Source organism: Cytobacillus solani (genome assembly GCF_006704205.1).
GTDB lineage: Bacteria > Bacillota > Bacilli > Bacillales > Cytobacillaceae > Cytobacillus > Cytobacillus solani.
Genome location: NZ_CP041305.1, coordinates 4,235,301 through 4,256,492 on the forward strand (window position 1 = coordinate 4,235,301; position 21,192 = coordinate 4,256,492).

General features: G+C 34.2%; 24 protein-coding genes and 1 pseudogene. 22 read left to right on the forward strand and 3 right to left on the reverse strand.

Features of this window, described 5'->3' with window-relative positions; genetic code table 11:
• Nucleotides 1-339: 339 nt before the first annotated feature.
• From FI644_RS21295 to FI644_RS21335, 9 genes are all read left to right on the forward strand, one after another.
• Complete coding sequence (locus FI644_RS21295; RefSeq protein WP_053476251.1) at nucleotides 340-1,032, forward strand: aspartate/glutamate racemase family protein; 693 nt, start codon at nucleotides 340-342, stop codon at nucleotides 1,030-1,032.
• Nucleotides 1,033-1,194: 162 nt separating this feature from the next.
• The gene (locus FI644_RS21300) at nucleotides 1,195-1,599 is read left to right on the forward strand and encodes a VOC family protein (protein WP_053476250.1); all 405 of its coding nucleotides are present in this window, start codon (nucleotides 1,195-1,197) and stop codon (nucleotides 1,597-1,599) included.
• 247 nt (nucleotides 1,600-1,846) lie between these two features.
• A complete protein-coding gene (locus FI644_RS21305; protein WP_056684863.1) occupies nucleotides 1,847-2,161 on the forward strand; it encodes a hypothetical protein in 315 nt (104 codons plus the stop codon).
• A 325-nt stretch (nucleotides 2,162-2,486) separates the two neighbouring features.
• Nucleotides 2,487-2,969: a DUF2975 domain-containing protein gene (locus FI644_RS21310; RefSeq protein WP_056684860.1), complete on the forward strand. Its 483-nt coding sequence runs from the start codon at nucleotides 2,487-2,489 to the stop codon at nucleotides 2,967-2,969.
• 10 nt (nucleotides 2,970-2,979) lie between these two features.
• Complete coding sequence (locus FI644_RS21315) at nucleotides 2,980-3,201, forward strand: helix-turn-helix domain-containing protein (protein WP_053476247.1); 222 nt, start codon at nucleotides 2,980-2,982, stop codon at nucleotides 3,199-3,201.
• A gap of 111 nt (nucleotides 3,202-3,312) precedes the next feature.
• Entirely contained in the window at nucleotides 3,313-4,104 is a 792-nt protein-coding gene (locus FI644_RS21320; protein WP_156319149.1) for a DUF817 domain-containing protein, read from the forward strand.
• 345 nt (nucleotides 4,105-4,449) lie between these two features.
• Nucleotides 4,450-5,034: a ribonuclease FAU-1 family protein gene (locus FI644_RS21325; RefSeq protein ID WP_380000828.1), complete on the forward strand. Its 585-nt coding sequence runs from the start codon at nucleotides 4,450-4,452 to the stop codon at nucleotides 5,032-5,034.
• Nucleotides 5,035-5,221: 187 nt separating this feature from the next.
• Nucleotides 5,222-5,527: a hypothetical protein gene (locus FI644_RS26485; protein WP_075209159.1), complete on the forward strand. Its 306-nt coding sequence runs from the start codon at nucleotides 5,222-5,224 to the stop codon at nucleotides 5,525-5,527.
• A gap of 101 nt (nucleotides 5,528-5,628) precedes the next feature.
• Complete coding sequence (locus FI644_RS21335; protein ID WP_053476245.1) at nucleotides 5,629-5,976, forward strand: hypothetical protein; 348 nt, start codon at nucleotides 5,629-5,631, stop codon at nucleotides 5,974-5,976.
• A gap of 84 nt (nucleotides 5,977-6,060) precedes the next feature.
• On the opposite strand, the gene FI644_RS21340 is transcribed toward FI644_RS21335, so the two are convergent.
• Nucleotides 6,061-6,864, reverse strand: coding sequence for a hypothetical protein (locus tag FI644_RS21340; protein WP_053476244.1), 804 nt, complete (start codon nucleotides 6,862-6,864; stop codon nucleotides 6,061-6,063).
• Between the two features lie 1,049 nt (nucleotides 6,865-7,913).
• Here FI644_RS21340 and FI644_RS21345 point away from each other — a divergent pair.
• From FI644_RS21345 to FI644_RS26970, 4 genes and pseudogenes are all read left to right on the forward strand, one after another.
• Nucleotides 7,914-8,441, forward strand: coding sequence for an RNA polymerase sigma factor (locus FI644_RS21345; RefSeq protein WP_053476242.1), 528 nt, complete (start codon nucleotides 7,914-7,916; stop codon nucleotides 8,439-8,441).
• Nucleotides 8,425-9,504 (forward strand): DUF4030 domain-containing protein, encoded by a 1,080-nt coding sequence (locus FI644_RS21350; protein WP_142108811.1) that lies wholly within the window; start codon nucleotides 8,425-8,427, stop codon nucleotides 9,502-9,504. The genes FI644_RS21345 and FI644_RS21350 overlap by 17 nt, the downstream gene beginning before the upstream one ends.
• 299 nt (nucleotides 9,505-9,803) lie before the next feature.
• Entirely contained in the window at nucleotides 9,804-10,646 is an 843-nt protein-coding gene (locus FI644_RS21355; RefSeq protein ID WP_053476240.1) for a DUF2935 domain-containing protein, read from the forward strand.
• A gap of 307 nt (nucleotides 10,647-10,953) precedes the next feature.
• Nucleotides 10,954-11,088 (forward strand): annotated as a pseudogene (locus tag FI644_RS26970) (GNAT family N-acetyltransferase); the annotation flags it as partial.
• Nucleotides 11,089-11,220: 132 nt separating this feature from the next.
• Here FI644_RS26970 and FI644_RS21365 read toward each other — a convergent pair.
• On the reverse strand, nucleotides 11,221-11,940 hold the full coding sequence (locus FI644_RS21365; protein WP_056684858.1) for a hypothetical protein: 720 nt from the start codon (nucleotides 11,938-11,940) through the stop codon (nucleotides 11,221-11,223).
• Nucleotides 11,941-12,050: 110 nt separating this feature from the next.
• Between FI644_RS21365 and FI644_RS21370 the strand changes: the two genes are divergently transcribed.
• The 7 genes from FI644_RS21370 (at nucleotide 12,051) to FI644_RS21395 (ending at nucleotide 18,108) form a co-directional block, all read left to right on the forward strand.
• Nucleotides 12,051-12,803, forward strand: a complete 753-nt coding sequence (locus tag FI644_RS21370; protein WP_053476238.1) for a gluconate 2-dehydrogenase subunit 3 family protein — start codon at nucleotides 12,051-12,053, stop codon at nucleotides 12,801-12,803.
• 50 nt (nucleotides 12,804-12,853) lie between these two features.
• Nucleotides 12,854-14,569, forward strand: coding sequence for a GMC family oxidoreductase (locus FI644_RS21375; protein ID WP_053476237.1), 1,716 nt, complete (start codon nucleotides 12,854-12,856; stop codon nucleotides 14,567-14,569).
• 21 nt (nucleotides 14,570-14,590) lie between these two features.
• Entirely contained in the window at nucleotides 14,591-14,782 is a 192-nt protein-coding gene (gene tatA / locus FI644_RS21380) for a twin-arginine translocase TatA/TatE family subunit (protein ID WP_053476236.1), read from the forward strand.
• Nucleotides 14,783-14,981: 199 nt separating this feature from the next.
• Entirely contained in the window at nucleotides 14,982-15,989 is a 1,008-nt protein-coding gene (locus tag FI644_RS21385) for a ketoacyl-ACP synthase III (protein ID WP_053476235.1), read from the forward strand.
• A 104-nt stretch (nucleotides 15,990-16,093) separates the two neighbouring features.
• Nucleotides 16,094-16,237: a hypothetical protein gene (locus tag FI644_RS26490; RefSeq protein ID WP_172797603.1), complete on the forward strand. Its 144-nt coding sequence runs from the start codon at nucleotides 16,094-16,096 to the stop codon at nucleotides 16,235-16,237.
• Between the two features lie 283 nt (nucleotides 16,238-16,520).
• A complete protein-coding gene (locus tag FI644_RS21390) occupies nucleotides 16,521-17,138 on the forward strand; it encodes a nitroreductase family protein (RefSeq protein WP_380000820.1) in 618 nt (205 codons plus the stop codon).
• 31 nt (nucleotides 17,139-17,169) lie between these two features.
• A complete protein-coding gene (locus tag FI644_RS21395; protein ID WP_053476233.1) occupies nucleotides 17,170-18,108 on the forward strand; it encodes a ring-cleaving dioxygenase in 939 nt (312 codons plus the stop codon).
• Between the two features lie 170 nt (nucleotides 18,109-18,278).
• On the opposite strand, the gene FI644_RS21400 is transcribed toward FI644_RS21395, so the two are convergent.
• Entirely contained in the window at nucleotides 18,279-18,716 is a 438-nt protein-coding gene (locus FI644_RS21400; protein ID WP_053476232.1) for a GNAT family N-acetyltransferase, read from the reverse strand.
• Between the two features lie 199 nt (nucleotides 18,717-18,915).
• Here FI644_RS21400 and FI644_RS21405 point away from each other — a divergent pair, with 199 nt between their 5' ends.
• Together FI644_RS21405 and FI644_RS21410 are read left to right on the forward strand one after the other, a co-directional pair.
• A complete protein-coding gene (locus FI644_RS21405; protein ID WP_053476231.1) occupies nucleotides 18,916-19,488 on the forward strand; it encodes a helix-turn-helix domain-containing protein in 573 nt (190 codons plus the stop codon).
• A 252-nt stretch (nucleotides 19,489-19,740) separates the two neighbouring features.
• Nucleotides 19,741-20,976 carry a CynX/NimT family MFS transporter gene (locus tag FI644_RS21410; protein WP_053476230.1) on the forward strand — a complete coding sequence of 412 codons (1,236 nt, stop codon included), beginning with the start codon at nucleotides 19,741-19,743 and terminating at the stop codon, nucleotides 20,974-20,976.
• The last annotated feature ends 216 nt before the right edge of the window (nucleotides 20,977-21,192 follow it).

Genomic DNA, 21,192 nt, shown 5'->3' on the forward strand with positions numbered 1-21,192 from the left:
TATAACGAAATATCCTAGATCTAACGAATTTATTGGTATTCTTTAAGTTCGGTGAAATTTTTTTATCAAAGAATAAAAAAATTTATGTGAACCCTGTCCCTATTTTTAGGATGGGGTTATCAATATTACAGTCAAAAAATAAATGAGATTGGTTTCATTTTACAAGAATGAATGATTGAAAATAAGTTAACTTAAACTTACGGGTGAGATACTTAAATAACGAAGTATCGCTTTTTCTTATTCAACTTTAGAGGCAGGTTTGTTTTAATAAAAAAATATGATTTCATTAAAATTATTGAATAATTGGATATTATTACAATATTTTATGGAGGAAAAATTATGAAGACTATAGGGCTAATTGGTGGAATGAGCTGGGAATCGTCGGTTGAATATTACCGAATCATAAATGAAGAGGTAAAAAAAAGATTGGGTGGATTACATTCGGCAAAATGTCTTCTATACAGCGTTAATTTTGAAGAGGTCGAACGTTTCCAGGCAGAAGGTAAGTGGGAGGAAGCGGGTAATCTATTAGGGGATGTAGCTCATGCTTTAGAAAAAGGAGGGGCAGATTTTATTGTTATTTGTACAAATACGATGCATAAAGTAATAGAGTATATTGAAGGAAAAATAAATATACCTATTTTACATATTGCCGAAGCAACTGCTAATCAAATAAAAAAATCAAAACTGAATACTGTAGGATTATTAGGTACTAAGTACACAATGGAGCAAGACTTTTATAAATCACGAATTGAGTCAAATGGTATAAAGGTTTTAGTACCAAATAATACTGAACGAGAGATAGTAAACAAGGTTATATATGAAGAGTTGTGTTTAGGTAATATCCAGTCATCATCAAGAGATTATTACAAAATGGTTATTAAGAATTTAATTAATAATGGCGCTGAAGGAATAATATTAGGATGTACTGAAATAGGATTATTAGTAAAACAAGAAGATTCAGAAGTTCTATTATTTGATACAACATTAATCCATGCGATTGAAACAGTTAATCTAGCATTAGAGAACTAATTTGAAGACATTTTTCATTCGAGGCACCTTTCTTAAATCTTTTTAAATAAACAGGGCGTTAATCTAAGAAGGATTAACGCTATTATTGTTGAGGTTCTTGAACCAAGAGGGCAGAATAGTTTCAGAAGAAAAATTGGAAGTGAAAAACTAAAGGAGAGAAACATGACTGCAAAATTTGTTCACCATATTTGTATCCAAACAAATAATTACGAAGAATCCTTAAATTTTTATAGGGATATTCTTGGTTTTGAATTAATAGCAGAATTTCCTAATTTTCATAATCGTTATTATAACTCTTGGTTAAAATTGGGTGAATTCTATATAGAGCTTCAAACTGGTAAAATAGGTGAGAATCTTAATAGTGTTAACCCAAACACAACGGGGATCATTCATTTTTGTCTTTGGGTAGATGACTTAGTTAAAGAAGTCCAAACTATTAAACAATTGGGTTATAATTTTATACTGAAAAATGGTGAAGAAATTTATCAAGTGGAAAATGGCTGTTTGTGTAAATTGATTGCACCTGAAGGTACAATAGTTGAATTAAGGGATAACAGAGGAATATAACAAATACTATAGAAGTTCTAAGAAATTGATTAGAAATTTACCGATTTGTTCATGGTGGAAGTACAGTGCAAGAAAAAGAGTAATGAAAGACAATTTTTCTGTTATTGGTACTGATGATATTCTGTAATAAAAACGATTTTGCTAATCCATTTAAATAGGTGCGATACTTCAAAAAAGGATTGCTTTTTTATAGTAGTAATGAAGCAGGGGTGTTTATCAAGCATGAGTATTTAAAGGGGGATTATATATGAGTGGCATGCTTAATTTTGGCAGCCTCATGCTAGGACTAATTGCATGGATATTACCTATTGTTAATCTTACACGATATAAAAAGCATGACTCAAGAAATAGGTTTGTTCTTTCTATTTTGAGCATTAGTGCTTGTGCTATTTCGCTCTGTTTTCAGATTTTCTATATCTATCATCTGGTTAAGATTGAGGATTGGTCTGCTCTTATGGACACATCGAGTGCTGTGGTATTGGCAGCAGCAATTCTTCTAATCGTAACCATCATATTAAATGTAATTACTCTGATTGTAAATCGTGATAAAGCAGCCAAGTAGGTTGTCAAAATTCCAGTTGGTATATCATAATGTAAATGAATTAATTCACACAGAATTTATTATGTTTTGAGGATTGTGTAAGGATGTACTTTATGATCGAATTCGTTTATTATTCATCAAAGCATATAGTTGAGGAAATAAAAAATTCAATACCTTGTATTAAAAGAGCATTTCTTTGTATTAAAGAATGCTTTTTATTTTTCTTTAAAATAAAAATAATATTTACATAACGATAAGAATATAATTAAAAATAATAATTTTTTATTGAAAATCGATAAATTATCTGCTAAAATCAAATTGAAAATAAATCAGTGAGGTGCTTTTTATGAAACAAGTGTCAACACTCTTTTTAAAGATAGCAGTTATTCTTATTGGAATACCAATTCTTGCTATGTGCATTTTTTTGGTCCCTGAGATAGGGAATATTGCTGCAGAATTGCTTCCAAAGTTTGCTTATATCAAATATCTCGTTTTCATCGTATTTTATGCTTCAGCGATCCCTTTTTACTTTGCTTTGTATCAGGCTTTTAAACTTCTGCGTTATATTGACAAAAATATGGCCTTCTCGCAAATGTCTGTAAATGCTTTAAAGAAAATCAAATACTGTGCAATCACAATCAGTAGTTTACATGTACTAGTCTTGCCGCTTTTCTATCTGTTTGCAGAGATAGACGACGCTCCAGGTGTTATTTTTATCGGCTTGGTTGTACCTTTTGCATCGCTGGTTATCGCAGTTTTTGCAGCTGTACTCCAAAAACTTTTACAAGAAGCAATTGATATAAAATCAGAAAATGACTTAACGGTCTGAGGTGATTAACATGGCAATAATAATTAATATTGATGTAATGCTAGCTAAAAGAAAAATGAGTGTAACAGAACTTTCGCAAGAGGTTGGAATAACAATGGCTAACCTTTCTATATTGAAAAATGGAAAGGCAAAAGCGATCCGATTGACAACTTTAGAAGCAATTTGTAAGGCTTTAGACTGTCAGCCTGGAGATATTTTAGAATACCGAATGGATGAAGACACACAGGATTAGTAGAATGGGGATATTTCACATTAAAAGGAAAAGAAGATTTCCTTTTCCGTTATTTCATAAGAGGGAGAGCTATTCATGAATTTAACCATGCACAAAGGAAGACAGAAAAGCATGAGAGCAATAAAACAGCTCGTTCATTTTGGGTGGGAACAGGCTTTATCCTGTTTGTTTCCTGTCGTTATTTTTGCTTCGTTGGCTTTAACAAAGTTCTTGCCGCTTCCCTTCCTGCCTCGGTATGACTGGCTGCTTATCATTTGTCTTCTGATGCAGTGGTGGATGGTACATTCTAGGCTTGAAACACGAGACGAACTAAAAGTTATTACATTGTTTCACCTTATTGGTCTTGCTCTTGAACTTTTTAAGGTACACATGGGCTCCTGGTCTTATCCAGAGCAAGGATATTTCAAAATTTTTGGAGTGCCTTTGTATAGCGGATTCATGTACGCAAGTGTAGCGAGTTATCTTTGTCAGGCGTGGAGGAGATTGAAGGTTGACCTGGTAAAATGGCCGCCGTTTTTGCTAGTTGTCCCTCTAGCAGCTGCAATTTACTTAAATTTTTTCACCCACCATTATTGGATTGACGTTCGCTGGTGGTTATCTGGATTAGTCATTATTGTCTTTTGGAAATCTTGGGTCACATATGAGGTTGGTGGAATTCGTTACCGTATGCCACTTGCACTTTCCTTCGTGCTCATCGGATTTTTTATATGGATCGCCGAAAATATCGCAACATTCTTTGGGGCCTGGGAATATCCAAACCAAGCCGATGCATGGAGTCTCGTTCACTTAGGAAAGGTGAGTTCATGGCTCTTACTAGTGATTGTTAGCTTTCTTATAGTAGCGACATTAAAGCAGGTTAAAGGGAAAAATTATCCTAAGATAGACTCTAGTCAATTCTTATAACTGTATATACCCTTGTTTAAAAAAGCCGGTTCCTTAGTATAGCAAGGAACCGGCTTTTTTAGGATGAAGTTCCACTTGCCGTTAGTAAAAAAGAAGGTGTATTTGATTGAATTGTAGAAATTGAAAAATATCGTAAAAAAGGAGGAATATATTATTTAAAGGGTATGCAACTCCTGATAAAAAAGTAATAATTAACAAAATGATTAAAATTTTGTAGTGGTATTTAAATATATCTTCTTCAATAATGTATATTGATATAATAAAATAATCATTAAATGCGGATAAGGATTAAAGTAAAATCTACTATAGTATTATAGTGATCATAGTTTTGGGAAGGGATATTAAATGGAGAGAGAAACTAGAACAGTGATGAATGAAAGCATTCCAACTTTTCAACTTGGGGATAAAATAATAGAAAGAAAGATACGGTACGACTCCGAAATAGTAGAATACAGTTGTCGGCTGTTACAAGCACAAAATCAAAATGTAGTGCTTTTCCATCTCATACAAGATTCCTTTACAATGATAGCAAACCAAACTAAATTAACTATTCCTACAGGTAGTTACACAATTGCCTGTTACTGGAAAGATCGTCCATATAATCTTTACATCTGGAGAGATAATAACGGGCATCACTTAGGTTGTTATTTTAATATTGTAAAGAACACTTATATAACCGATAAAAAGGTATCATTTGAGGATTTGATTATTGATATATTGGTTCTACCAAATGGAGAATACTTTATTTTAGACGAAGATGAATTACCTGAGCCATTAGAACAGTATGAGAATGGTTTTGTCTTAAAAGCTCTAAACTCATTAACGGAATCTATTGATATTCTTCTTCCTCAAATGATTTTAGAAGCTGAAAATACCTATAAACATGAAGGATTTCTTCCTTGGTTGAACAAGAAGAACATTAAAGAATAACCTTTTCATAATTGAATTTGTTAGAAACAGAGAAATATTACTGACATTGATGGAATGTTAAATAACAATTAGGTTATGTAGAAGGATATTTATTGCTGAAAAGTAAATCTATTGAATCCTTTTAAGAAAGAAATCGTATTAATATTAAACTCTTTGTTTTGTACGGATTTCTTTAAGGGGGGAGTTTATGGCTGAAACGATAATATTGGTGATTTTCATGATACCATTTTATGGTATCATGCTTTGGACTTATAAATTTCCTGAAGATAGTATATTGGCTGGAAAGAGATGGATGTATTCTAAAGACCCAGAAATCTCAAAAGCAGCGATCCGTTATACAAAATTCGCTTCAATAACAACGATGGTCGGATTACCTATCGTAATATTAAGTTTCATTTCAAAATTTTACTTTCTCAGATTGTCGATAATGGTATTTTTTTTAATGTTTATATTTGGCACACTTAAAATATTTACTGATGACAAAGATGAATAAATTAATAACATTTTTTTTGCAAAGGCAGAGTGAATTACCAAGATTTTTCCATATTACATAATTATATAAAGTAATGGATTAAATATAGAGAGGGTTATGATATGCCATGTGTACATGAATTTGGGATCATTGATAATTTCGACAATATGAAAAATTACAATGACTATACTCCACAGAAATACAGTTGTATTTCTGTAGATGATGACCTGATTAATAGTTTAAATGAAAAATTATCAATCATGAAAACGTACTTTCATTCATATAAACGTCCGGAATTTGGTTTAGCCTATTGGGGAATTACAATCATTCCACCTGAGTCATTATCATTATTTTATGATGTCGTTTTATCTTCAAGATACTTTAAGAAATCTGCAGAACTTCATGAACTGGCTGCAAAAATCATTCAGGCAACAGAAGAAAAGAAATATATGATACATTATGGGGTTTAATTAACTAAGTATAGATGATCCATAAGAGTAATGAGCAAAGAAAAAAGTACACTGCTTAAAAGCAATGTACTTTCTATTTGGAAGTTATTGATTAAAATAGCGGTATAGCTTTCTAATAATTTTACTGTCTATATCAATAAAATACTGATTATTTAAAGCATAATACAATTCCTCTATTTTGTTCAAAGAATTCATATAGGCATGTTTTAATTGATTTTTATCTAGTTTTGAGGTAAATGAAACATAGTCCTTATAAGATTCGGCACTTATATCCACCTCTAAATTTTTCGTACTGTTTAACCAGCGTTCAACGTTTTTTTCCTGTACTCTTATTAATTGTAATACATACTTTTGTACATGTGTAAGTACTTCTAGAGAACGTGCGAGCTCTCCTCTTTTCATCACGTTTACACCCATCAACCAAGCATTGACAAAATTATTGAAAGCGAAGTTCACATTTTCATTCGTCATTCTTTCTGGCACGGATCCACTTAATCCATCAAGTAAAGGCTTTAATCGTTCTGTAGAATCATAAAGATACATAGACTCAGTATCTGGAAAAACACCTGTTGGCTTGAAACTTTTTATAATATCCATTTCTGATTCAGGAAGAAAATGAAATTCCCCGCGGATCATATTTGAAAATATAGCTACTTCGGTCCCATGTTCATTGAAAAATAATAAATCAACAGCGTTTACCTCAGAAATCCAGTGTCTAGAGTTGAAACGATTTATTAAATCATCTGCAATAAATATATAAAACTCAACATCTGAATGCTGATCTCCTTCACCTTTGGTGAAAGATCCGTACATCATACAAGCTGAGACTGAATCATCTTGAATACATTTGTCTTTAACAATATTAATGATTTTATTTTGAACAAACATACCTAAAACTCCTTATCGTATTTTTCTTTTTAGATAAGGTTTTTATCAACAATTGGACAACATGAGCAGCACATGTGCAATGCTCCTTCCATTCTAAATTACTATCAGTATATCATAATTCTCAGGTTGTTTTATGCGTGAATGTGATGAGATAAAATTGGATCCTGTAATATGGAGGAATTATAGATTTACTATTATTACATTTATGCACTTTTGCGAACGAATTTATTATGAACTAAATTATTGTGGCCAATGAGAAGAAAGTCTGATGTCAGTGCAAGTTCAGACAGGATCGAGAGAAAAAAGCCTGGTCGAGTCTGAAGTCAGTCCAAGTTCAGACAGGATCAAGAGAAAAAAGCCCGATCGAGTCCGAAGTCAGTCCAAGTTCAGACAAGAACAAGAAAAAATAGCACCATCGAGTCCAAAGTCTGCACAAGTTCAGACTGAACTAATAGAAAAGAGCCCGATGAAGTCAAAAGTCTAATTAAATTACCATAACATGTATTAATTACCTCAGGAGAAATGATATATGTACCCGAAGTAACTTATTCGATATGGAAGTGCTAGCGTCAAATTATAGAAGGAATTATTAATAGAAGAAGAGAATAGCAAATTACACATGTAAAAAATAACTAAAGAGAGAAGGACAGTCAAAACCTTCAGATAGCAGCCAGAAATTGTTTTTGTAATTGTAGGATTAGTATGTATTTCTTTCTCAATATTTATGTTTTCACCAGGAAGTGCAGAAATCATTTCGAATTTATTAAATAGGGATTAATAGAAAATCGAAGCAATAATCGATTAGTATTTGTTCAATCGTTTTCAAGGATATTAAAAGATGCCTCTTTGTATACAAAACAGACTATATATGCCTCTATGAAATGGAAACAAAAGTGCTGCGATGCTTCAATAACGAAGGGTCGCTTTTCTTATGGAATCAATGAAACAATACAGAAAAACAATCTTTTAAAAAAGAGATGCAAAAAACACAACTTTTATTTAGCATTTACGCCTAAGCAGTGAACTTTCAAGAAAAGGAGGGTTGAATTTTGTCTGAGTTTAGAAAAAAGGAAATAACGAATTGGTATGACCATCATAGTAAATCAATATTAAGTTTTATTTTATTGATGGTTAAGGATTATCAGCAAGCAGAAGATTTAACTCATGATACATTTGTTAAAGCGTATTTATTTTATGATACTTTTAAACAGCATTCTAGTGAAAAAACATGGCTATTCAGCATCGCACATAACGTAACTGTAGATTTTTTAAGAAGGCAAAAAACTAGCTTATTCTTTAAAGAAAAAATTCTTTCTCACAAGGACAATCACCCATTGCCAGAAGAGATCATTCAAATAAAAGAGGAATCATATGAACTTTATAAAGCATTAGGAGAACTTAAAGATACATATAGAAAAGTAATCATATTAAGAAAGATCAAGGGCTTTTCAATAGAAGATACATCAAAGATATTAGGCTGGTCGGAGAGTAAAGTGAAATCAATGCTTTTCAGAGCCATTCCTGCACTAAAAAAACAATTAATAAAGGAGGGGTATTGGAATGAAAAGACAAGTTGAAGATAACGATTTCGATGTTTCTTTAAAGAAATTAAATACCGATTTAAAGTGGAAAACAAAGCGAAAACAAGAATTGAGAAACCGAATTATCACTGATATTGATTCTTTGGAGACCAAAGAGAATAGCAAAAACTTTTTTCTATCAACTCGTAAAAAAAGAAAGGTGATCAGGAGTCTATCATATACTGGCATTGCTTTGCTAATAGGGTTTGGTTTATTTATCGGCTCTACATTTATTTCCCCTGCAATCGCAGAGGTAGCAGCAAAAATTCCATACTTAAATAAGATATTTCATTCAGAACCTATAAATCGGACGATATGGAAGGAATTAGAGGAAAGAGGTTACCATCTATCTGGGGTAGGTGGAAATGCCAGATATCTTCACATATCCATTGATGGATCCGAACAATATTATCAGGATGTTCGTGATGAGGTAAAAGAAATTGCAGCAAATATATTAAAAGAAAAAGATTATGATGGATACAAAATAGAAGTGGAAAGTCATGTAAATCGAGTTCCATCGATTTCAGAGCGGGATCAAGCCATATCAGAAGCCTTGGAAGAAAGTTATAATCATTTAATTGAATTGCAATTTAATGTTCTTGCCCAAGGGTATTCCTACTCTGCGCCTAACTCTGAGAAAGTAATTGTCCACATTGATATTCCGAACACTGAAAAAAGGATAGAAGAACTAAAGAATGTCGTCAATGAATGTTTAAAGGCAAAGAATATTGACTCATACTCAATAAAGATTAATAAAATAAATCTTTCCCAAAAAGAAAAAGAAGCCAGGTGGAATGAAATATTCCAAGTGATTATTGAAGGATTAACTGCAAAAAAGGAATATAAAGTAACTGGATTTGCTTACTCCTTTCATCCAGCACCTCTTCAAATTATTATTAAAACATCAATAAATGCTTCTGAAAAAGATGCAGACGAAAAAGTACGTATCATAGAGAGGACGATCAATGAATTCCTAAATTCTGAGGAAATTCAAAGTAAGATTGGCGGGGATCAATATAAAATTATTATTAGAGGCAAGGATAAACAAAGAATAAATTAGATATGTAACTAATAACAAAGTTTATGGAAGTTGCGCTGTAGAATTACATTGCTTTGTAAAAATATAGATAGTTTATTGCAAACCTTTTTTGTGGAAATTTGCGATTCTTCGTTTAGAAGGGTCGCATTTTTTTTACGCTTATTTAGGCAGGACTTTTTTTCGTGATCAGAAAAAAATATCTTAGCCCTTTATTGCCAAATTAATAACAAAATATTGTATTCAAATGAAGTATTTTTATAGATAAATGCTAATACAATTTTAGTGGTGGTTTTTTATCTTGGGTAAGGGGTGACATCGTGATGAATGCTAACTCACAAGATTTGAATAGGGAAATGAATGCTGAAATGTTTGTTACACGATCTTTAGATGAAATTCGATTCTGGTCTAGAATCATGAAAGAACATTCATTGTTTCTCAGGTTAGGGTTTCGATGTGACGATACACAATTAATCGAGGAAGCAAATCAATATTATCGATTGTTTGAACAAATTGAACAGCGATCTTATTCATTTACTAATCAAACGGACCCAGAACAAATAAAACGATTTAATTCAGAAGTTCAACAAGCTGCTACGGGTATATTTGCTTTTAAACGAAAAATATTAGGGTTAATTCTGACATGTAAATTGCCGGGTGCAAATAATTTTCCTTTGTTGGTTGATCATACAAGCCGAGAGGCGAATTATTTTAGAAAACGATTAATTGAATTAAATGAGGGGAAGCTGAAGCCGCTAGCGGATGCAATTATTAAAGAAAATGTTTTTTTCTTAAGAATAATGGCAGATCATGCAAAGTTTATTGGACATCTGCTGGATCCATCGGAAAGAAAGTTAGTTGATATGGCTCGAAACTTTAGCAATGATTTCGATACATTAGTTTTTCAAGCTAGAGATTTAGATTCAATGAGACCACAATCTCAAACAGTTCCTCTGTTAGATCAATTCCTTGATGAAAACCGCGTATCCGTCGTATCACTACGTGACTTTAAGAAAACTGCAAGAGACTTAATCGAAGAATGTAAAATCAAAAGTATCATTCATCCACTTTTAGCAGATCATGTTTTCCGTGAGGCAGAAAGATTTCTTGAAATTATAGATATGTTTGAATCTCATCTTACAGGGGGAAAACCCAAACATAGATAAGAAGTATTATCGAGCCCTCCTGTTTTTCTTTACGTTTCATTATTGTTACACAGAAAATATTCCTAGCTAACAAAATAAAGAGGTACGAATTGGGAGGAATCACATTGCTTTCGCATAGTGATTCTTTTTATTTAAGAACAGGTATTCATAAATTTTACGAGGCAAGGGGTGCTAAATTACTAAAATCTAAAAAAATAAATATATAGGGGAAAGAATTAACTCTTATAGTATATCAATGGAAAGGTTTGAATCATATCCTTTCAAAATAAAAGTGTGTAAGTTCTTTCATTGAGAAAGTGGGTTTAGTGTGTTATCAACCAATCATAGGGCAATAGCTTTGTACAAAAGTATGGGATTTGTAGAGGAAGGCAGAAAAATTAAAGAAGTTAAGTTTGACGAGGACACATATGCAGATGACATTCTAATGTATAAATTCGTTTAATCCATTTTAATAAACAGGGAGAATAGGTGAGTTAAAGAAAGCAGGGGATTTTTTCCCCTGCTTTTTGCAGTTATTTCGATTGCTTAAAAATTTACACAAGTAACAAGAAACTGGGGTCAGTTCCCTTGCTTTTTATTTTTCCTTTGTCATTTTGATAAGCGTAATAATGTCCTTTGAAACTTCATTATAAGGAACGGTGTCTGCTTTTATATCGTTTTTTATCTTTTCAATCAGCTCAACCGCTGCTGGATTCGTTACCGTTAGTGTTTGTACATTGCCATTAAAGACCTTGTTCATAAAACTCTTAGCTTTAATGAGGTTATCGTCCTCTTCTTGAGCGGCTGTAGTATTAGCTGTATCTTTTTTATTTAAGTCTTTTCTAGACATTCCATCGACACCATTCAGTGTATGCTCCTGCATAGCGTCGTATTGAGTAGAAGTCACCTCAGGAGTTGCACGTGCAAGGATGACAGTATCATCAAGAACAAACACCTTTATGCCTGTAATACCTTCACCGCCCAATCTTGATTCAAGATGAGAAGAAATCCCGCCATCATGCAACCCAGAGCTTCCTATTAAGCTGTATACATTTGTTCCTGTTCCATGAGAGGTTCCGCCATGTTCATCCGTTGTTTGCCTTTTTGCCCCGTTTTCACTAGGAATAACTAAGCCATCATTTAAATTTCTTGTTGTTACACTTTTATCATAGACATTTGTTCCTGATGATCCATGTTTGGCATGCTGTCCTTCCTCCGCTTTAACAGTTTCATCCATTCCATTTTGTTGACCTGCACATGCGGAGAGGAAAAAAACCCCGCTAAGGATCGCTGTATTTTTCCAAATTTTTTTCATAATCTTCCACCTCAAAAAATTAGATTTAGTGTTATCATGCCCAACTTTTTTTTATGTATGAATGAATTTTTTTGGGGCAATCTAACCTTAAAATGTAGGAGGTGGATTTTATGCCAGAAAACACCAAACAACAGGATAAGAATGAATCTCTCACACGGCGCAGATTTCTCAAGAGTTCTGGGATAGCACTTGGCGGATTGGCTGTAGGTGGTGCATTAGGCAGTTTAATCCCATTTAAGGAAAAAACAAGTGTTGAAAATGTAAAGAGTGACAAGAAGACTGAAAACTATAATTTAGCATTAATGTATTTTACTCAAGAGCAATTCAGAATGGTGGAAGCTGCAACCGAGCGTATTTTCCCTGCCGACGATAATGGTCCGGGGGCTAAAGAGTTAGGTGTAGCCTACTTTATTGATCACCAGTTAAGTGGAGATTGGGGCTTTAATTCGAGAGAATACATGCAGCCTCCCTTTTTCAAAGGTGAAAAGGTCCAAGGATATCAAGGTCGAATAAGAAGACGTGAAATATTTGATATTGGATTACGAGAACTTCAAAACTATAGTTTAACGAAATATAAAAAAAATTTTATTGACCTGAGCGATGAGGAACAAGACGATGTTTTAACTGATTTTGCAGAGGACAAGGTAAACCTAACAACGATTTCCGCAAGCGGATTTTTTACTATGTTAAGGAGCGGCACATTAGAAGGGGCTTATAGTGATCCATTATATAGCGGGAACCGTAATATGGAAGGCTGGAAAATGCGGAATTACCCAGGCAGTCAAATGGCCTATACGGATGTCATTGATAAAAAATTTACTGTTATTCCGCCAGTAAGTTTAAAGGATCATCTAGGACATTAATTGCACCTAGAAAGAGCTGTATGAAATTGACTAAGAATGAGGTGTAAGAAGTGGCAAAAAAATTACCAAAGGTTGATGTTGTCATCGTTGGCGTTGGCTGGGCGGGCGGAATTATTGCAGCTGAGCTAACAAAACAAGGCTTAAATTGCGTCGGCTTAGAAAGAGGAAAGGAACGAAAAACAGAGGATTATTTTATGGTGCATGATGAGCTTCGTTATGCACTAAGGTACGAGATGATGCAGGATCTATCGAAGGAGACGATTACCTTCCGCGGAAATGAAAAAATCCGTGCGCTGCCAATGCGGCAATATGGATCCTTTTTATTAGGGGATGGTCTAGGAGGAGCCGGTGTCCATTGGAATGGGCAAACATATCGCTTTCTTCCCTATGATTTTGAGATTCGCAGCAAAACAATTGAAAGATACGGTGAAAAAAAGATTCCAAAGGATATGACCATACAAGATTGGGGCATTACCTATGATGAATTGGAGCCATATTTTGATAAATTTGAAAAAATGGCTGGCATTTCAGGGGAAGAAAACCCACTTGGAGGGAAAAGGTCAAATCCATATCCAACCCCACCGATGAAAACAACACCAGTTCTTGAAAAATTTAAAAAAGCTGCGACAAATTTAAAGCTTCATCCATACAATCGGCCATCTGCAAATCTTTCTGAAGCTTATACAAATCCGGACGGTGTATCGCGTGCGGCTTGTCAATATTGTGCTTATTGTGAGCGGTTTGGGTGTGAATATGGGGCAAAAGCAGATCCTGTAGTTACCGTTCTTCCAGTAGCAAAAAAGACAGGGAAGTTTGAAATTCGCACACATTCCAATGTTCGACGGGTATTGAAGACTGGAAATAAGGCAACCGGAGTTTTATATGTAGATACAACAACCGGAGAAGAAATTGAACAGCCCGCAGATATTGTTGTGTTAACAAGCTATGTATTTAATAATGTGCGCTTACTGTTACAATCAGGCATCGGCCGTCCATATGACCCAAAGACCGGGACGGGGGTCATTGGAAAAAATTATGCTTACCAGGTTCAAAAAGGTAGTGCAACGGGTTTCTTTGAAAAGGAAGAATTTAATACCTTTGCTGGTGCAGGTTCGCTTGGTATGGTGATCGATGATTATAACGGAGATAACTTTGATCATTCCAAACTGAATTTTATTCATGGAGGCTCCATTGCCATATCTCAAACAGGTTTGAGGCCAATTTCAAATAACAAGGTTCCTAAAGGTACTCCGTCATGGGGGAAGGAATTTAAAGAGAATTCGATTAAATATGCAAATCGTACACTATCCGTAGGAGGACAAGGGTCAAGCATGCCCTTTAAGCATCATTATTTGGATCTGGATCCAACATATAAGGATGAATTTGGAGATCCGCTTATTCGGATTACATACGATTTTGAGGAACAGGATCGCCAACTAGCTAAGTATTTAAATGAACGATGTGTAGAAATCATGAAAGAAATGGGAGCAGACCAGATTGATTCGATGAATGAGCTAGGTCCTTACGATATAACCACGTATCAATCCACTCATAATACAGGCGGTGTCATTATGGGAGCAGATCCTAATACTTCTGCCGTTAATAATTATATGCAAATGTGGGATGCTGAAAACGTCTTTGTCATCGGTGCAACAGCATTTGCCCATAATGGCGGCTATAATCCAACCGGCACGGTCGGGGCATTATCTTATCGGGCAGCTGAGGGTATTCTGTCCTATAAACAAAAAGGCGGTATCCTAGCATAAAAGACGAAACGAGGGGCAAATATGTTATCAAATATAGGTATCCCTGGCTTACTATTGATTCTAATCATAGCACTAATTGTCTTTGGTCCAAAAAAACTTCCAGAAATCGGATCTGCTTTTGGAAAAACATTATCTGAATTCAAACGGACGGCTACCTCGATCATCGATGATGAAGAGGAAAGTCTTAAAACAAGTAAAAAAGAAAATTCATAAGCGATTAATGAATTCATTTTGTTATGACTTTACGCAAATTAGAAAGCACCCTAAAGGGGTGTTTTTTTGTTTAGGACAACCATGTTATTGTCCTAAAGGATAGAAACAAAGGAAAATATTTGCTTTTATTCAAAATTATTAGCTATAATTAGTACTAGATACTATAACTAACTTCTAAAAAGGATCTGAGGTGTAATTGATGATAGGGGCAAGAATTACAGCAATAGGGACATTTGTCCCCGAAAAAAAATTAACAAATTTTGAGCTAGAACAAATGGTCGAAACGAATAATGAATGGATTATTCAAAGAACAGGCATTCATGAACGCAGAATAACCCGTCCAGATGAATTTACAAGTGATATATGTGTATCTGCTGTAAAGGATTTGATGTACAGATTCAATAAAAAAGTTGAAGATGTAGACATGATTATAGTAGCAACAAGTACACCAGATTTTCCATTCCCCTCAGTTTCAAGTATCATCCAAAATCAGTTAAAAATTTCTCAAACAGGAGCAATCGATTTAAGTGCAGCTTGCGCTGGATTTGTATATGCATTGCATACTGCTCACAGCTTAATTTCCAGTGGTCTTCACAAAAAGGTATTAGTGATTGGTGCAGATACACTTTCGAAAATTACTGATTATACAGATAGAAGTACATGTATTTTATTTGGTGATGGAGCTGGTGCAGTGTTAGTTGAAAGAGATGAAGAATCAAAAAGCTTCACTGGATTCCATCTTGGAAGTGATGGGAGCGGCTCCCAGCATGTATACCGCTCTGGGTTATCAAAAAAGGTTAATGGAATTGAATTAATTGATACCCAATTTCTTGTACAGAATGGGAGAGAAGTTTTTCGTTGGGTTGTTAGGAATATTCCCGATAGTGTTAGGATGATTTTGGAAAAAACACAAATGAGTATAGATCAAATTGATTGGTTTATCCCTCATAGTGCTAACTTAAGGTTGATTGAACCGATTTGTGAAAAATTAGAATACCCTATAGAAAAAACACTTTACAGTTTAGTCAACTTTGGAAATACGTCTGCAGCAACCATTCCATTAGCTCTTGATTTAGGAATTCGTACTGGAAAAGTTAAAAATGGAGATCGAGTGTTAATGTATGGTTTTGGATCTGGTTTGGTTCACGCGGGACAACTTTTAGAAATCAATTTAGATGAGCAAAAGAATACACCTAGACCTCTTTGATATTATTTTTAGTCTATAAAAACATTGTGTATTCACAAAGCTTTCACTTCCTTCGATAATATTTATAGTTTATGGACATTTTATTATTATTGGGGGTGAATATTTTGACAGAAAAGGACTTTCAAAATGTTAGTTTAGGCGGAAAGATAGTAAAGGAAAAGGGAAATGGTGGAGATCAAATTCACGGGCACGAGAAAGAAAATAAAAATGGAAAATTTAATACGAATCCCAAAGTTGATTTAAAGTAATAATTATTGAACCAGTTGACCTTTTAGTTAACTGGTTTTCATTTGTTCAAAGTTGATGATAGATTTGATTGGAAAATAGAGCCGAAAATGCTAATAAAATAAATAATTGAAATATGTTTTTTCAAAAAGTTATTGACTAGAGTAAATATAAGTAATAAAATTATTTTGAATTAAAGATATTTTAAATAAAGATATTGTTTTATACATAGTTCTTGAAGATTAACCTTCTTTATACGAATTATTTTATAAGAAATAACAAACTTTTATTACGAGGAGAATGGAAATGGATTTTGTAAATTTGGTACAGGATAGACGATCAGCGAGTAACTTTTTAACAGATCAAGTAATTGAACAGAAAGAATTAAATGAAATTTTTGAATTAGTAAAGCTTGGTCCATCGGCCTTTAATTTACAGCATACAAGATATGTAACTGTTGTAGACCCTGATTTGAAAGAAAAAGTTAGGAAAGCAGCAAATGGACAGTATAAGGTTTCAAGTGCTTCTGCAGTTATTTTTGTAGTTGGTGATAAAAAAGCTTATCAGCAGGCTCCTGAAATTTATGAAGGATTACAGCTATTAGGAATAGTAAATAAGCAAGAATATGATCATATGGTTAATGATACAGTCTCATTCTATGAAACAAGGGGCGAAGTATTTCAACGAGACGAGGCTATCAGAAATGCATCGCTATCAGCCATGCTATTTATGTTAGCTGCTAAGGAAAAAGGGTGGGATACATGTCCGATGATTGGATTTAATCAAGAGGAGATAAGGGGTTTATTGAAGATCGATGAACAATATGAGGTTGTTTTGATGATTACAATCGGGAAAGAAAAGGTTTCAAGCAGAAAACCTAGAGGCTATCGAAAGCCTGTTAGTGAATTCGTCACTTACATCTAAAATTCTAGATTTTAATAAGGAGTGAAAAATAATGAAAAAACAAACGATGGGGATCCACCATATAACAGCAATTGTTGGCCACCCGCAAGAAAATGTAGATTTTTATGCAGCGGTACTAGGACTGCGCTTAGTAAAAAGAACAGTAAACTTTGATGATCCGGGTACATATCATCTTTATTTCGGTAATAATGAAGGAAAACCCGGAACGATAATTACATTTTTTCCTTGGCCAAATGCTTACAAAGGAAAAATCGGAGATGGGCAAGTTGGAGTCACTTCATATGTAGTCCCAATTGGTGCAATGGAATTTTGGGAAAAGAGATTAGAAAAGTTCAATATTCTATATACTAAAACAGAGCGTTTTGGAGAGAAATATTTACAATTTGATGATCCACATGGACTTCACCTGGAAATTGTTGAACGAGAAGGTGGGGAAGAGAATACTTGGGCTTTCGGAGATGTGAAACCAGATGTTGCAATTAAAGGCTTTGGCGGAGCAACGCTTTTCTCAAAACAGCCTGAACAAACAGCTGAAGCACTAGAGAAAGTCATGGGACTCAAGCGAATAGGGAAAGAAAATGATCTTGTCCGTTATCAATCTACAAGTGAGATTGGAAATATTATTGATTTAAAATTGTCGACAGCTGGCCGAAGTCAAATGGGTGTTGGAACAGTCCATCATATTGCATGGAGAGCAAGTAGCGACCAAGATCAATTAGAGTGGAAGAAATATGTTGAAGGCTTTGGCTATGGGGTTACACCTGTGAAAGACAGAAATTACTTTAATGCCGTTTACTTTAGAGAACATGGAGAAATTTTATTTGAGATTGCTACAGATCCTCCAGGATTTGCTCATGATGAACCGGAAGAAACAATGGGTGAACAATTAATGTTGCCTAGCCAATATGAGCCACATAGAGAAAAAATTGAAGAAATTATCCTTCCTATTGAAGTGAGAGAGTTAGATTAAATATAAACAATCGTATATTTAGGAAATGAAATTTTTACATCCCATTAAGCGGAAAAAGTGATGCCCAAGATTTAATTACAGTAAGTGAATCTGGAAAGTTAATTGTTTTTAAACCATAACTAGAATGTTAAAAAGCAACATCTTTAAAATAGATGTTGCTTTTAATGTATTTACAATTGTTTAACCATAATAATATGTGGACCAATAGGGGGATAGTCAAAAACTTCCCCATGAACTTCAAAACCTAATTTAGAATAATATGCTTGTACTGTTGTTCTTCCTTTGCACCATAGCAGGTCAAAGCCTTGCGATTTAATTGAATTTTCCGCATAGGAAATAAGCGATCTCCCTGCACCTAACTTTCGAAACTCCTCGAGAGTTGCCATCCCTCTTAGCCGATACTGCATTTCCGTTTGAAAATCAGGATTTTTCTCGATACAAAATGATCCAACACTTATTAGTATTTTTTGATAAAAGACTCCAACATGAAAGGCACCATTCCCGTGGTCAGTGTCATATTTGCAGTCCTCGATCGTTTGGTGGGGGCGCAATACGGAATGTCTAATAATGTACGTCAACTCTGGCTCTATTTCTCTAATTTCAATCATGCTGTACCTCCCGCTTATTTACATGAATGATAGGAACTTTGTATTAAATAATTCTAGGTTCATTCTATTAATCCTGCTTAAATAAAAAGCTGTATTTATTAAAGGGTAAAGGTTTGTTTCTTATTTTGAGTAAACTATAATATAAGTAATTACTTTTATGTGTTTTGGGTTTTTAATAACAATTTAAAGTGAGGATAAAATGAATAAAGGACCGGATGAACAAAAACAAGTCGTATTACAAGTCGGAGCTGTACTTAAAAAACTCCGTAAAGAAAAGAAATGGAGTCTTGAAGATTTATCGGAATTATCGGGAGTAAGTAAGCTAACTCTAGGAAACATTGAGCGCGGAGAAACAAACCCAACTATAGGAATGTTATGGAAGATTTCGAAAAGCTTATCGATTCCACTCATGTCATTATTTTCTAATGAGGATAGTAGTGTGAATCTGTCCCGTGCTGGAAAAGGATTAAGAATTTCTGGAGAGGAGAAAAACTGGGCAATTGAGCCAATTTTTCAACATACGAATAATGAAATGGAAATGTATCGGGCTTATTTACAACCAAATAGCTCATACTATCCAGAAAAACATCACCAGAATACGACAGAATTAGCAACAGTCATGTCAGGGACCATTTTAATTCAAGTTAATAATGAATCCTACATTTTAAACCAATATGATTCAATTAGTTTCCGTGCAGATGGGGAACATTCTTATACTAATGATTCAAACGAAGTTGTAGTTCTCCATATCATATTAAAATATAGCGTTTAATCATTATATTACATTGTAAACGTTGATTAGCCCTCTATCAATATAAAGGATAGGGGGTTATTCTTTTGAAATTCATAGAATCGGGATGAGAATATAAAAACATAGACAATTTACAAATGATATATTATAGTATACAAAAAACATGTTAAAATATATTTTGCTTTACGACTATCAACTGGAATACTGAAAATGATACTTTATTAAATATAAAGTAGAGGCACAGAGATATTCCATGTAACTGGAGGAAACACCATGAATACAACAAATCAAGCAACGATCGAACAGGAAATAAAGACAGCCCCAAATGGCCGTAAATCATCAGCCTTTTGGGTAATGATCATAGGAATCATATTTGTTGCAACTAATTTACGTTCACCTTTAACTTCGGTAGGGCCATTAGTAGGTTTTATTAGGGATTCAATGCATATTTCAAATACTTTGGCAGGAATGATTACGACATTGCCATTACTTGCTTTTGCATTTTTCTCACCTATTGTCCCTAGGTTAGGACGAAAATTTGGAATGGAACCTATTGTTCTAGCATCCCTCATTATTCTTACACTTGGAATTATCTTGCGTTCTCTTTCTGGAGTAGCAACCTTATATATTGGTACAGCTGTCATAGGTTTAGCTATTTCCGTTTGTAACGTATTGTTGCCAAGTCTTATAAAAAGAGAGTTCCCGACAAAAATTGGCTTAATGACGGGTGTGTATTCCATTTCTATGAACCTACTTGGAGCAATTGCCTCTGGTATTAGTGTACCAATTGCCATTCATTTAGGATTTGGCTGGCAAGGTGCATTGGGAATATGGGGTTTTTTAAGTTTTGTATCCATTTTAACTTGGCTGCCGCAAATGAAACGTCGAAATCGGAATGCAGCCAATATTCATATAAAAACAGATGACAGTAGAGTAAATGTATGGACTTCCGCAATAGCTTGGCAAGTATCATTGTTTATGGGATTACAGTCCATGTTGTTTTACGTCCTTATCGCGTGGCTGCCTGAAATTTTAAAGGTACAAGGAATAAGTTCAGATCGATCTGGCTGGTTGCTTACTATTATGCAGCTAGCTTTGCTCCCATTTACATTTATCGTTCCCGTCATCGCTGGACGAATGTCCAGTCAACGTTCCTTAGTTACCATTACGTCAGGTTTATTATTAGCTGGAACGCTAGGATTGCTATACGGCAGTTCAAGTTTAATTGTTTTGTGGGTGATATTATTTGGTATTGGCGGGGGCTTTGCCTTTAGTTTAGCAATGATGTTCTTTAGCTTGCGTACAAAAAATTCACATCAAGCAGCAGAGCTTTCTGGAATGGCACAATCAGTCGGTTACCTGCTTGCAGCTATTGGTCCAACGCTCTTTGGATATATACATGATGCAACCAGTAGCTGGACGATCCCACTTCTTATCTTGGTTGGTGCTTCAGTTTTGCTCTTAATATGCGGACTAGGTGCTGCTAGAGATCGATTTATCGGTAAATAATATAAAAAATTTATTCATTAATTATTTGCTGTTTATCTATAAATATGATAAATTAATTGGAAATTAGAGGTGGATAAAATGTTTACTTTAAGAAAGTTAATTTCATTGTCTCAATTACATCATCATATTGATTAGCCTTGCTATACGATTTTAAAAGAATCGCTAATAGGAAGGCTATTTATCATTAAACCGTATTTGATTAAGTTCAACACTTAC